This is a genomic window from Actinomyces slackii (genome assembly GCF_900637295.1).
In the GTDB taxonomy this organism is placed as follows: domain Bacteria; phylum Actinomycetota; class Actinomycetes; order Actinomycetales; family Actinomycetaceae; genus Actinomyces; species Actinomyces slackii.
The window spans coordinates 1,260,474-1,274,470 of the sequence record NZ_LR134363.1 but is presented as its reverse complement, the minus strand read 5'-3'; the positions used below and the strand labels follow the sequence as shown (position 1 = coordinate 1,274,470).

At 68.7% G+C, this 13,997-nt stretch carries 8 protein-coding genes; all 8 read right to left on the bottom strand.

What is annotated here, in order from left to right:
• Positions 1–310 precede the first annotated feature (310 nt).
• Complete coding sequence (locus EL266_RS05165; RefSeq protein ID WP_126412198.1) at positions 311–1,837, bottom strand: hypothetical protein; 1,527 nt, start codon at positions 1,835–1,837, stop codon at positions 311–313.
• A gap of 85 nt (positions 1,838–1,922) precedes the next feature.
• The gene (locus tag EL266_RS05160) at positions 1,923–3,458 is read right to left on the bottom strand and encodes an alpha/beta hydrolase (RefSeq protein ID WP_126412196.1); all 1,536 of its coding nucleotides are present in this window, start codon (positions 3,456–3,458) and stop codon (positions 1,923–1,925) included.
• A 366-nt stretch (positions 3,459–3,824) separates the two neighbouring features.
• On the bottom strand, positions 3,825–5,015 hold the full coding sequence (gene tuf / locus EL266_RS05155) for an elongation factor Tu (RefSeq protein WP_026428010.1): 1,191 nt from the start codon (positions 5,013–5,015) through the stop codon (positions 3,825–3,827).
• Positions 5,016–5,210: 195 nt separating this feature from the next.
• Entirely contained in the window at positions 5,211–7,343 is a 2,133-nt protein-coding gene (fusA, locus tag EL266_RS05150; protein WP_026428009.1) for an elongation factor G, read from the bottom strand.
• 79 nt (positions 7,344–7,422) lie between these two features.
• Positions 7,423–7,893, bottom strand: a complete 471-nt coding sequence (gene rpsG / locus EL266_RS05145; protein ID WP_026428008.1) for a 30S ribosomal protein S7 — start codon at positions 7,891–7,893, stop codon at positions 7,423–7,425.
• The gene (gene rpsL, locus EL266_RS05140) at positions 7,893–8,267 is read right to left on the bottom strand and encodes a 30S ribosomal protein S12 (RefSeq protein ID WP_026428007.1); all 375 of its coding nucleotides are present in this window, start codon (positions 8,265–8,267) and stop codon (positions 7,893–7,895) included. The genes rpsG and rpsL overlap by 1 nt, the downstream gene beginning before the upstream one ends.
• A gap of 378 nt (positions 8,268–8,645) precedes the next feature.
• Entirely contained in the window at positions 8,646–9,635 is a 990-nt protein-coding gene (locus EL266_RS05135; protein WP_126412194.1) for a hypothetical protein, read from the bottom strand.
• A 340-nt stretch (positions 9,636–9,975) separates the two neighbouring features.
• Positions 9,976–13,932, bottom strand: coding sequence for a DNA-directed RNA polymerase subunit beta' (locus EL266_RS05130; RefSeq protein WP_026428006.1), 3,957 nt, complete (start codon positions 13,930–13,932; stop codon positions 9,976–9,978).
• Between the last annotated feature and the right edge of the window lie 65 nt (positions 13,933–13,997).

Sequence of the window (13,997 nt, the reverse complement as noted above, 5' to 3'; positions counted from 1 at the left end):
AACCGCGGAAGTCGACGGCGGGGCTCGCACCTGTGAGACCGCCCACCCGGTCCACGCGCCCGGGCGTGTCTCATCCGAGTCGCGCCCAGGGCTCCTGCCGGTACCCGCCCCTCCTCCTCGCGCGCGAGGACCGGGGTTCCGGTGCTGGCCGGGCACGGGCTCACGCGAGCGGCCGCCGGGGGCCGTGCTCCGACGGTGCCGACGATCGGTCTGAGACGTTCCGTCGGCCTCGCCCGGACGCGGCACCCCGGCGGCTCCCGGCCCCAGGCGCCCCGAGCGACGTCGCGGCGCCACGCATCACGCGCGGCGATTAGCTCGCGACGAACACCTCACGCCCGCCCTCGGTGGTCCGCTCGGCGCCGATGCTCCCGTTGATGGTGTCGCTCTCGACTGTGAGCACGCCGTCGGCGTAGCTGTGCGTGACCCCGATCAACGGGATGGTCAATGCTCCCCCATCACCACTGGTAAAGCTAGGGGCTCCCAGCACCTGCAGACTCTGCCCAGAACCGTTGAGCACGAGGATGGTCATGGTGAGCACCACTTTGTCCCGATAGGCGTAGGAACCACCGAACCCGATCTCGCCGTAGTCGGAGCAGCGCAGATAGGCGATACTGGTATCGGCCTCGGCGTCGTCAATCTTCTTGATATCCGGAGCAACCTCATCCTCAGACTTCCTGATCAGCTCCTCGACCTTCCCGCTCAGTTCAGTATCAACATCCTCAGGAACAGGGGAGACGTTCTCAAGAAGGAGATCGGTCAATGTCTTGCCACTGGCGTAGAATCCGTTCTTCCACTCCGGCTCGAGGGAGTCGAGGAGAAGCCCGGTGATGAAACCCAGAGCATAGGACTCGGTATCGATCGACACGCCCAGGTACTCATCTTTCAGCAACAGTTCCCGTCGAGCCTGCAGCTGCTCATCGGACTGCCCATCCTCGATCGACAGCGCCGTATACTCCACGTAGCGGGCGACTCCCTCCGCGATGTCGTAGTGGTGGATGTCCTCCGCCTCGCTGGGGAACTCGGACTTCCAGGTGTCGAGCCAGTAGCGGGCACGCCCCAGGTGCTCCGACCTCCTGTCGGCCTCGGTGGCGGCCATGCGTAGGCGGTGCAGCAGCATGCGCCGCAGGATGCGAGGACGGGCCTCGAACGGGTAAGGGGTGTCGCGACTGCTCGAGGCTGACACGTTGATCTCACCCTGGTAGTAGAAGTGAACTAGCTCGTGCGTCACGAGGGCGAAGGCGTAAGTGGAAGGATCCTTCAGGTTGGGCACGGGCTCCGAGGCGCCGGTCGCGCTGATAGCGGGGGTAGAACCCGAAGGCTCTGCGGACCCCTCCTGGTCGTTCCCACCACTGACCGAGGCAGCCTGGCCGAGGTTGAGGGAGATGGACGGCTTCCCCTCGAAAGTGATCTTGTCGTAAGAGGTGGGCGCCTTGATGTCCGCGTACTCATCGCCCTTGAGCTCACGATGCCCGTCGGTCGAGATGACCCATGCGCGTGCGGCCTTGAGCTCCTCATCGACCTGCATGGCCACGATCCGGTGCTGGGTATAGTCGGCTCCAGGCCACACCGAGCCCATGAGCGGCCAGGAGCGGGACACCCATGCGGCCACTCCCTCGACCATGGTCTGGTACTGCTCGTCGGACAGCGGCGTCGTTCCCGCCATCCCACTCAACGGGTTATCGGGGCCAGGAGCGGCAGACGCGGACGCACTGCTGGAGCCACCGGCCTCGCCCCGCCTTCCGCAGGCGACCAGCGGAAATATGAGCGCCATTGCGGCCGTCGTCATCACTGTGCGTCGGCTCATCGTGGGGGCCGACATGAGGCTGTTACTCGTCACGGAATTCTCCTTCATCAAAGGACTCGGGTTTCAAGACATTATCCGCTGACCCGCCGGGCCGCGCGGTGCGTCGATAGTGGGCGCGCTAGGCCTGCTCGACCTCCTCCGCGCACGTGAGCCCCTTCTCGGGCAGCTCGCCGCGCAGGAGATAGGCGTCGACCGCGTCGGTGACGCACGCGCCCTTGCGGTTGTAGGCACCGTGGCCGTTCCCCTCGACCGTGAGCAGGCGGGCCGAGTCCAGCTGAGCCGCCAGGTCCTTGGCCCACTGGTACGGAGTCGCCGGGTCCCCGGTGATACCGACCACGAGGATCGGCGCCGCTCCCGCGGCCCGGATCCGGCCGGGCTGATGGTCGCTGTGGTGACCCCAACCCTGGCAGAAGGCGTCGGGATAGGCCAGCCCCGACCCGAGAGTGGGCGCGACCTCCTTGATCCTCTGGGCCTGGGCGTCCCACTGGGCGCGATCGCCACGAACCGGGTAGTCCAGGCAGTCGACGGCACTGATGGCGTTCTCGTTGGCGGCCCTGCGCGCCTCCTTCTCCGCCAGCTCCCGGGGGTCGGTCTCCTCGTCCGTCAGGGAGGGGTTGCCCAGCACCGCCAGGGAGGTGCCGTCATTGTCCCTGACGGCTCGGCGCAGCGCCGCGGTGAGCAGGTCCCAGGTGCTGTTGTCGTACATCAGGTCGATGAGCGTGCTGGTCAGCGTCGTCCCATCGACCGGCTGCCCCTTGGTGACGGGCAGGGGGTTATCGGCCGCCTTGCGGATGAGGTCCCCGATCTGCGTCACACCGGCCTGCTCGTCCCCCGTGAGCGGGCAGTCCTCACCCGCCTGACAGTGCCGGACGTAGGCGTGCAGGCTCTTCTCAAGGGCCTCCGCCTGCTCCACGACGTTCTCGGCGTGGTCCTGGGACGGGTCCTGCGCGCTGTCGAGAACCATGCGCCCGACGTTGGCGGGGAACATCTCGGCATATCGGCTCCCCAGGTAGGTGCCGTAGGAGAACCCCAGATAGTGCAGACGGGAGTCACCGGTCAGGGCGCGCAGGACATCCATGTCCCGAACCACCGAGGCGGTGTCCATGTGGTCGATGATCTCCGGCACAGGCGAGTGCTGCTGACACTTGGCGGCCAGGTCCGCAGCGGCCTGCTCGGCGGAGTCAGCCGTCTCCGTCTCAGTGCCGTTCTCCTCCCTGGCGGTGCTCCCGGACCCCCTCGACTCCAGCTCGGCGGCTACGGTGTCGTCGATCTCCTGCGGGCTCAGGCAGGTCAAGGGCGCCGACTGCCCCACGCCGCGCGGGTCGAAGCCGACGATGTCGTAGGCCGAGCGCAGGGCGTCGGAGAACGCCCCCTCCTCACCGACGTAGTCCAGGCCGCTCGCGCCAGGACCACCCGGATTGGTCAGGAGGGTGCCGATCGGCCTGCCGGAGGTGGAGGGCAGCTTCTTGAGCGCGAGGTCGATACGCCGCCCGGACGGGTCGTCGTAGCTGAGCGGGACCTCGACGGAGGCGCACTGCAAGGAGGAGTCGTCCTCGCAGGGACGCCAGTCAACCTTCTGCTGGTAGAAGCTCTCCATCCCGGCGGGGACCGGCGCGGCGCTCCGGGCGTCCACGGGTACGACCGACGGCGGCACGGCACCGCCTAGTGCGCACGCCGGCAGGGCCAGGCAGGCTGCGACCACCATGAGCAAAGAGGCACACCGCCTACGATCCGTCTTTATTCTCACGGAGGCGATCCTAGGTCGATGACAGGCAGCACCCATCCATCCGTCGGACGATCATCGGAATCACCCTGGTCGTTCCACAGGAGGAGAACCCTCTCTTCCCAGAGTCGTAGACCGGCGAGCGAGGCCGCCCGCGCTACCGGAGCACCCCTCAGGCCCGGTCGCCCTTCGCCCGGCGGCCGCTTCCTCAGACGGCCGTCCCCCGGACCTCACGAGGTCCGGGGGACGGCCGGTGGCTGGTTCTCACCCGTCTTCATCGACGACGGGCTCAGATCCTCACTTGAGGACCTTGGTGACGCGGCCGGAGCCGACGGTGCGGCCACCCTCGCGGATGGCGAAGCCCAGGCCCTCCTCCATGGCGATGGGCTGGATGAGCTGGACGCTCATCTCGGTGGTGTCGCCGGGCATGACCATCTCGGTGCCCTCGGGCAGCGTGATGACGCCGGTGACGTCGGTGGTCCGGAAGTAGAACTGCGGACGGTAGTTCGAGTAGAAGGGGTTGTGGCGGCCGCCCTCGTCCTTGGTCAGGATGTAGACGTGGCCCTCGAACTCGGTGTGCGGGGTGATGGAGCCGGGCTTGCAGACGACCTGGCCGCGCTCGACGTCCTCGCGGCGGGTGCCGCGCAGGAGCAGACCGCAGTTCTCGCCGGCCCAGGCCTCGTCCATCTGCTTGTGGAACATCTCGATACCGGTGACGGTGGTCTTCTGGGCCTCGCGGATGCCCAGGATCTCGACCTCGGAGTTGATCGGCAGCTTGCCGCGCTCCACACGACCGGTGACCACGGTGCCGCGGCCGGTGATGGTGAAGACGTCCTCGATGGGCATGAGGAAGGGCTTGTCCATGTCACGCTCGGGGGTGGGGATGAACTCATCCACCGCGTCCATGAGCTCCTTGACCTTGCCGGCCCACTCGGCGTCGCCCTCCAGGGCCTTGAGGGCGGAGACGCGGATGACCGGAGCCTCGTCGCCGTCGTAGTCCTGGCTGGAGAGCAGCTCGCGCACCTCCATCTCCACCAGGTCGAGCAGCTCCTCGTCGTCCACGGCGTCGGACTTGTTGAGGGCCACGAGCAGGGCGGGGACGCCGACCTGACGGGCGAGCAGGACGTGCTCGCGGGTCTGGGCCATGGGGCCGTCGGTGGCGGCGACCACGAGGATGGCGCCGTCCATCTGGGCAGCACCGGTGATCATGTTCTTGATGTAGTCGGCGTGACCGGGGGCGTCGACGTGCGCGTAGTGGCGCTTGTCGGTCTGGTACTCGACGTGCGCGATGTTGATGGTGATACCGCGCTGGCGCTCCTCAGGAGCCTTGTCGATCTCGTCGAAGGGGGTGAAGGGGTTCAGCTCCGGGTACTCGTCGTGCAGAACCTTGGAGATCGCGGCGGTCAGCGTCGTCTTGCCGTGGTCGACGTGACCGATCGTTCCGATGTTGACGTGCGGCTTGGTCCGCTCGAACTTGGCCTTGGCCACTGGTGTCCTCCTGGGACTCGGGTAGGTCTCTTCGTCGGGATTCGACTAGCACATGCTAGCCGCAAGTGACGGCGAGAGTCTCTACTGGTGGATGTTGGAAATCTTACTGAACAGGATGCCTGAGAGCGCGGCCGCGCCCTCAGGGGCGCTGGGGACCGCACCGCGGTGCGGGGGCGGCCCCCAGCATGCAGGGCGTCACACGCCCTTGACCTTGGCGATGATCTCGTCGGCGACGTTCTTGGGAACCTCGGCGTAGGAGTCGAAGGTCATGGAGTAGACGGCCCGGCCCTGCGTCTTGGAGCGCAGGTCGCCGACGTAGCCGAACATCTCCGACAGCGGCACGTTGGCGCGCACCACCTTGACGCCCACGGCGTCCTCCATCGAGGCGATCATGCCACGACGGGAGTTCAGGTCACCGATGACGTCGCCCATGTACTCCTCGGGAGTACGGACCTCAACGGCCATGACGGGCTCCAGCAGGACCGGGGAGGCCTTCTTGGCGCCCTCCTTGAAGGCCATGGAGCCGGCGATCTTGAAGGCCATCTCCGAGGAGTCGACCTCGTGGTAGGCGCCGTCGACCAGGGTGGCCTTGATGTCCACCATGGGGTAGCCGGCGAGGATGCCGGTGAGCATGGCGTCCTGGACGCCGGCGTCGACACTGGGGATGTACTCGCGCGGGACGCGACCGCCGGTGACGGCGTTGGCGAACTCGTAGTGCGCGGACTCGCCCTCGGCGCCCTCCTCGGCCACCAGGGGCTCGAAGGTCATCTGCACCTTGGCGAACTGGCCCGAGCCACCCGTCTGCTTCTTGTGGGTGTACTCGACCTTGTCCACCTTCTTGCGGATGGTCTCGCGGTAGGCGACCTGCGGGGCGCCCACATTGGCCTCGACCTTGAACTCGCGGCGCATGCGGTCCACGAAGACGTCGAGGTGGAGCTCGCCCATGCCGCCGATGACGGTCTGGCCGGTCTCCTCGTCCAGGGAGACGGTGAAGGTGGGGTCCTCCTCGGAGAGTTTCTGGATGGCCACGCCCAGCTTCTCCTGGTCGCCCTTGGTCTTGGGCTCGATCGCCACGTGGATGACCGGGTCCGGGAAGGTCATGGACTCCAGGACCACCGGGGAGCCCTGCGCGCACAGGGTGTCACCGGTGGTGACGTCCTTGAGGCCGATGAAGGCGTAGATGTGGCCGGCGTGGGCCTCCTCCACCGGGTTCTCCTTGTTGGAGTGCATCTGGAAGAGCTTGCCGATGCGCTCCTTCTTGCCCTTGGTGGCGTTGAGGGCCTGCTCGCCCTGCGAGATCTTGCCGGAGTAGACGCGCACGTAGACCAGCTTGCCGTAGAAGGGGTGCGTGGCGACCTTGAAGGCCAGCGCGGCGAAGGGGCCGGACTCGTCGGCGGAGCGGGTGATCGTCTCCTCCTCGTTGCCGGGGAGGTGGCCCTCGACGTCGGGGACGTCCAGGGGCGAGGGCAGGTAGTCCAGGACGGCGTCGAGCACGGGCTGGATGCCCTTGTTCTTGAAGGCCGAGCCCGCCAGGACCGGGAAGGCCTCGCCGGCCACGGTCAGCTTGCGGATCCCGGCCTTCAGCTCGGCCAGGCTCAGCTCCTCGCCCTCCAGGTACTTCTCCATGAGCTCGTCGTCCGCCTCGGCGACGGTCTCGACCAGCTGGCCGCGCAGCTCCTCGGCCTTGGCCACGAGCTCGGCGGGGATCTCCTCGTACTCCACGACGGAGCCGCGGGTGTCCTTGCCGTCGGCGTCCTTCTCGGGGAAGCGGATGGCCCGCATCTCCAGGACGTCGACCAGGCCGGAGAAGTCGTTCTCGGCGCCGATCGGGAAGTTCAGGACGATCGGCGTGGCGTGGAGGCGGTCGCGGATCGTCTGGACGGAGAAGTCGAAGTCGGCGCCCAGCTTGTCCATCTTGTTGATGTAGCAGATGCGCGGGACGTTGTACTTGTCCGCCTGGCGCCACACGGTCTCGGACTGGGGCTCAACGCCCTCCTTGCCGTCGAAGACCGCGACGGCGCCGTCGAGCACGCGCAGGGAGCGCTCGACCTCGACGGTGAAGTCGACGTGGCCGGGGGTGTCGATGATGTTGATCTGGTTGTTCTTCCAGAAGCAGGTGGTGGCGGCGGAGGTGATGGTGATGCCGCGCTCCTGCTCCTGCTCCATCCAGTCCATGGTGGAGGCGCCGTCGTGGGTCTCGCCGAGCTTGTAGTTGATGCCCGTGTAGAACAGGATGCGCTCGGTGACGGTGGTCTTGCCGGCATCGATGTGGGCCATGATGCCGATGTTGCGGACCTTGGTGAGGTCTGTCAGCACGTCGAGTGCCACTAGTGGTGTCCTTCGTTCGTAAGTCTTGGCCGGGAGGCGCCGGGTCCCGCCATGGGGCGGGAGGCCCGGCATGCTGGGTTCACCAGCGGTAGTGGGCGAAGGCCTTGTTGGACTCGGCCATTCGGTGCATGTCCTCGCGGCGCTTGACAGCGGCGCCCAGGCCGTTGGAGGCGTCGAGGATCTCGTTCATGAGGCGCTCGGTCATGGTGTTCTCGCGGCGCTGGCGGGAGAAGTCCACGAGCCAGCGCAGGGCCAGGGTGGTGGCGCGGCCGGGGCGGACCTCAACGGGGACCTGGTAGGTGGCGCCGCCCACGCGGCGGGAGCGGACCTCCAGGGCCGGGCGGATGTTGTCCAGGGCGCGCTTGAGCACGGAGACCGGGTCCTGGTCCGTCTTGGTGCGCACGCCCTCCAGGGCGCCGTAGACGATGCGCTCGGCGGTGGACTTCTTGCCGTCCAGCAGGACGCGGTTGACCAGCTGAGTGACCACCGGCGATCCGTAGACGGGGTCGACGACGAGCGGGCGCTTGGGTGCGGGGCCCTTACGAGGCATTACTTCTTCTCCTTCTTGGCGCCGTACTTGGAGCGCGCCTGCTGGCGGCCCTTGACTCCCTGGGTGTCCAGGGAGCCGCGCACAATGTGGTAGCGGACGCCGGGAAGGTCCTTGACACGACCGCCGCGCACGAGCACGATCGAGTGCTCCTGGAGGTTGTGCCCCTCACCGGGGATGTAGGCCGTGACCTCGATGCCGGTGGACAGGCGCACACGGGCGACCTTGCGGAGGGCGGAGTTGGGCTTCTTGGGGGTGGTGGTGTACACGCGGGTGCACACACCACGACGCTGCGGGCTGGACTTCAGCGCGGGCGTCTTGGACGCCGTGCGCTTGGTCGAGCGGCCCTTGCGGACCAGCTGCTGAATCGTGGGCACTACGGATTCTCCATCTTGACGTGCATGGACGTGATGCGCTGCCTGCTCATCGGGCCGCCCTCCGGCTTCACGGCGCGCGCTGCCGCGGGGAGGGCCGGCCCGCCTGCGCCCGAGGGCCGACGTCCGGAGCCCCGCGCAAGGGGCCCGTCGGTTCCCGCTGCGGCAGACCCGCATGGCCAGCGCTGCGATACTGCGGTACTGCGCAGAGCAGCGCGGCTGGGAACGGAATGGAGAGCGGTGACCGGCGTGCGGGCACCGCGGGCCAGGCTACCGCCGATCAGCCCCCGGCCGCCAGGCCCGCAGGGCCGGGAGCGGAGTGCTGTCGGCCACGCCGTCGGGCCGCGCCCTGATGCGGGGGCGGCGGGCCGGTGCGCGCCCCTACTCGGGCTGGCCGGCGCGCAGGATGTCAATGACCTCCTGGCTCCAGGGGATGTCCACTCCCAGGGACTCGGCCTGCTCGACGATGCCCTCGACCTTGGCGGGATCGACCTGCCCGGTGACCTCCTGGGCGTCGGCCAGGGTCTGCTGCTTGAAGGGCTCGGCCCCCAGGTAGATGCCGGCGGCGCAGGCGCCGATCGGCAGGAAGAAGGCGCCGAGCATGAGGGCCATGGCAGCGGTCTTGGGGCGCGAGCGCCCCACGGCGACGAAGCTCGTGATGACGGTGATGAAGGCCAGGATGGCGCCGGCGACGATCGCCCCCACCGCCGTCCAGTTGAGCTCGACGGTGCCCTGGATGAGGTCGAACACGCGGAGGGTGGTCAGCAGCGTGTAGCACCCCCATCCCAGCAGCCCCAGGGTGACCAGCAGCAGGAAGACGCCCATGGGAAGTGCCGCGGTGCGCTGGCGGACCCGGCGCATCGCGGGCGGCAGGACCTCGGCCGGCTCCTGGGGGACCGCCGGCGCGGGCTGGGCGGGCTGGGCGGGCTGAGCGGGCTGGGGCGTGCGCTGGACCGGCATGGCGGTGGTGGGCGCCACCGGCTGGTGCGCCGGAGCGGGGGCGACGGAGGCCGGCATGGCAGGCATGGCTGAGGTCGGCTCCACCGTGGCCGGCATCATGGATGTCTGCTCGCCCTGGGTGGGCCAGGCGGTGGACAGGGCGGAGGTCGGCTCCCCCTCGGAGGCGAAGACCGAGGTGTGCTCGCCGCCGGCGGGCAGGGCGGAGGTCGGGTCCTGGGGGATGGCGAAGGCGTCAGTGGCCTGACCGTCACCACCGGGCAGGGGCATGGCGGAGGTGGCCTCATCCTCGTGGGCGGCCAGGTCCGGGGTGGCGGAGACCCGCAGCGCCCGGTCCCTCAGGCTGATGCGCTCGGTGGCCTGGGGCTCGCGATGGTGGTCCGGGGACTGCCCGGGCACGGGTGGAATGGACACGATGACGGACTCCTCGTGCAATGGCCTGCCTCTACCGGGCCAGCAGGTGCGCCGACGCCGGTCCCGCATATGCGGACACCCCTCACGGTACGGCACGCGCGAGCCGGCGCAAGGCTCGGCGAGCCGCGTCACTGGTCCTGGCCCGGGCGTGCCATGCCGCGTTTTCCGCGCACCCACTCCCCCACGGCCGGGCCGGGCGCGGGGCGCGAGCCTCAGGGTGAGATGCCTCGCTCGACGCACCGACCGGGCGGGCAGTGACTGCCAGGGGGCCGGTCAGACGCCCCGGGGCCCGGACCGCTGATCCAGCGGTCCGGGCCCCGGGGCTGCCCGACGGCGGGGCTCAGAACTCGAAGTCCTCACTCGCGGCGGTGAAGCCGGGGCGGAAGTCCTCGGAGAAGTCGGCCCGCAGGTCGCCCCCGAAGTGGAAGTCGTCCAGGGCCACGGACTCCCCGAAGGAGGACTCGTTGAAGCCGGTGCGGGAGAAGACCTCGGCCTTGACCTCCTCGGTGGGCTCGACCTCGATATCGGCGTAGCGGGCCAGGCCCGTGCCGGCGGGGATGAGCTTGCCCAGGATGACGTTCTCCTTGAGGCCCAGCAGAGGATCGGACTTGCCGTTCATGGCGGCCTCGGTGAGCACGCGGGTGGTCTCCTGGAAGGAGGCCGCCGAGAGCCAGGAGTCGGTGGCCAGGGAGGCCTTGGTGATGCCCATGAGCTCGGTGCGGCCCGTGGCGGTCTTGCCGCCCTCGGCCATGACGCGGCGGTTCTCCTCGCGGTAGTGCATGACATCGACCAGGTCGCCCTGCAGCAGGCGGGTGTCCCCGGAGTCCAGCACCGTGACGCGGCGCAGCATCTGGCGCACGATGACCTCGATGTGCTTGGAGTGGATGTCCACGCCCTGGGAGCGGTAGACCTCCTGAACCTCCTCGACCAGGTGGCGCTGGGTGGCGGCCACCGAGCGCAGGCGCAGCACCTTCTTGGGGTCCACCGGGCCCTCGGTGAGGGCCTGGCCGGGCTCGACGTGGTCGGAGTCGGCGATCAGCAGGCGCTGGCGGCGCGAGACGGGCACCACCACGTCCTCCTCGCCGTCGTCGCGCGTGATGACCAGGCGCTTGCCGTCGGCGTCGTCCTCGATCTTCAGGGTTCCGGCGGCCTCGGCCACGGCGGCCTCGCCCTTGGGGGTGCGGGCCTCGAAGAGCTCCTGGACGCGGGGAAGACCCTGGGTGATGTCGGCGGCGCCCGCGGCACCACCGGTGTGGAAGGTGCGCATGGTCAGCTGCGTGCCGGGCTCACCGATGGACTGGGCGGCGATGATGCCCACGGCCTCGCCGATGTCCACCCGCTTGCCGGTGGCCAGGGAGCGGCCGTAGCAGGCCGCGCAGGTGCCCACCACCGAGTCGCAGGTCAGCACCGAGCGGACCGAGATCTCCTCGATGCCCGCATCGATGGCGGCCATGACCTCGGCCTCGCCCAGGTCCGTGCCGGCCTCGACGACGACCACGCCCGACTCGTCCACCAGGTTGCGGGCCAGGGTGGTGCCGTAGACCGTGGTGCTCAGGATCTCGCTGGGCTCCTTGAAGCGCTCGCCGTCGACCTCCACCCAGGAGAAGATCCGCTTGGTCAGGCCCTTGCGGGTCCCGCAGTCGTCCTCGCGGACGATGACGTCCTGGGAGACGTCGACCAGGCGGCGCGTGAGGTAGCCGGAGTCGGCGGTGCGCAGCGCCGTGTCCGCCAGGCCCTTGCGGGCGCCGTGGGTGGCGATGAAGTACTCCAGGACGCTCAGGCCCTCGCGGTAGTTGGACTTGATGGGGCGCTCGATGAGCCGCTGCTTGGGGTCGGCCACCAGGCCGCGCATGCCGGCCAGCTGGCGGATCTGGTCCCAGTTGCCTCGCGCCCCGGAGACCACCATCTGGTAGACGGTGTTGCGGTGCGGGAAGTTCTCGCGCATGGCGTCGGCGACCTCGGCGGTGGCCTTGGTCCAGATGTCGATGAGGGAGGCGTAGCGGTCCTCCTCGGTCAGGGCGCCCAGGTCGAACTGGTCCTCGATCTCGGCGGCCTCATCCTCGTAGCGGGCCAGGATCTCGGCCTTGGCCTCCGGGGAGACGACGTCGGCGAAGGCCACGGTGATGCCCGACCAGGTCGACCAGTAGAAGCCGGCCGCCTTGAGGGCGTCCAGGGATGCGGCCACGTCCACGCGCGGGTAGTTCTCCGCCAGGGCGTTGACGATGTTGCCCAGGGCCTTCTTGTCCACCACGTAGTTGACGTAGGGGAAGGACTCGGGCAGGGCCGTGTTGAACAGGGCGCGCCCCAGGGAGGTGCGCAGCGTGATCGGCTCGCCCTCCTCATGGTCGAGGGGGGCCTGCCAGCCCTCGGGCGCCACGATCCCCTCCTCGAAGCGGATGTCGCAGGCCGCGTTGACGTGCAGCTTGCCGAAGTCGTGGGCCATGACGGCCTCGGCGAAGGAGGAGAAGGACGGGACCACCGGGTTGCCGGCGGCGTCGAGCTCGACCTCGACCGCCGGGTCGGGGTCGGAGGTCAGGTAGTAGGTGCCGATGATCATGTCCTGACTGGGCATGGTCACCGGGCGCCCGTCGGAGGGCTTGAGGATGTTGTTCGAGGACAGCATGAGGATGCGGGCCTCGGCGGCGGCCTCGGCGCCCAGGGGCAGGTGGACCGCCATCTGGTCGCCGTCGAAGTCGGCGTTGAAGGCGCCGCACACCAGCGGGTGGAGCTGGATGGCCTTGCCCTCGATGAGCTGGGGCTCGAAGGCCTGGATGCCCAGGCGGTGCAGGGTGGGGGCGCGGTTGAGCAGCACGGGGTGCTCGCGGATGACCTCGGCCAGGACGTCCCACACCTTGGGGTTGGCGCGCTCGACCATCCGCTTGGCGGCCTTGACGTTCTGGGCCTCCTTGAGCTCGACCAGCCGCTTCATGACGAAGGGCTTGAACAGCTCCAGTGCCATCTGGCTGGGCAGGCCGCACTGGTGGAGGGCCAGCTGGGGGCCCACCACGATGACCGAGCGGCCCGAGTAGTCCACGCGCTTGCCCAGCAGGTTCTGGCGGAAGCGCCCCTGCTTGCCCTTGAGCATGTCGGACAGGGACTTCAGGGGGCGGTTGCCCACGCCGGTGACCGGGCGGCCGCGCCGTCCGTTGTCGAACAGGGCGTCCACGGCGTCCTGAAGCATGCGCTTCTCGTTGTTGACGATGATCGTCGGGGCGCCCAGGTCGATGAGCCGCTTGAGGCGGTTGTTGCGGTTGATGACCCGGCGGTAGAGGTCGTTGAGGTCGGAGGTGGCGAAGCGCCCGCCGTCGAGCTGGACCATGGGGCGCAGGTCCGGGGGGATGACCGGGATGTTGTCCAGGACCATCGACTCCGGGGCGGTGCCGGTCATGCGGAAGGCGTTGACCACCTTGAGGCGCTTGATGGCGCGGGTCTTGCGCTGGCCGGTGCCGGTCTCGACGATCTCGGCCAGGGCGGCCGCCTCGCTCTCCAGGTCGAAGTTGCGCAGGCGGGCCTGGATGGCCTCGGCGCCCATGGCGCCCTTGAAGTAGATGCCGTAGTCGGCGGCCATGTCCCGGTAGAGCACCTCATCGCCCTCCAGGTCGCCGACCTTGAGGGAGACGAACCGGTCCCAGACCTTGTCCATGTGCTCCACGGTGCGCTGGGTCTTGCGGCGCAGCGCCGTCATCTCCCGCTCGGCGGTCTTGCGCAGCTTCTCGCGCTGGGCGGCGTCAGCGCCCTCGGTCTCGAGCTGGGCCAGGTCGGACTCCAGGCGCTGCTGGCGCGCCTCGACGTCGGCCAGCCCCGACTCCTCGACGTGCTTGCGCTTGACCTCCAGCTCGTTGCGCAGGGAGGGAAGGTCGTCGTGACGGGCCTCCTCATCGACCTCGGTGACCATGTAGGCCGCGAAGTAGATGACCTTCTCCAGGTCCTTGGGGGCCAGGTTGAGCAGGTAGCCCAGGCGCGAGGGCACGCCCTTGAAGTACCAGATGTGGGTCACCGGCGCGGCCAGCTTGATGTGGGCCATGCGCTCACGGCGCACCTTGGAGCGGGTGACCTCCACGCCGCAGCGCTCGCAGACGATGCCCTTGTAGCGCACGCGCTTGTACTTGCCGCAGGCGCACTCCCAGTCACGGGTGGGGCCGAAGATCTTCTCGCAGAAGAGCCCGTCCTTCTCCGGCTTGAGGGTGCGGTAGTTGATGGTCTCGGGCTTCTTGACCTCGCCGTGCGACCAGGACTTGATGTCCTCCGCGGTGGCCAGGCCGAGCTGGATCCTGTCGAACACGTTGGCGTCGAGCACAGTTCCTACTTCCGATGGTTCAATTCACCAGGTGATGTCGTCGGGGCGGCCGTCGTCGTGCTTCC

Coding starts and splice junctions, on each gene's coding strand:
- rpsG (WP_026428008.1), bottom strand. CDS start 7,893: ATGCCTCGTAAGGGCCCCGCACCCAAGCGCCCGCTCGTCGTCGACCCC.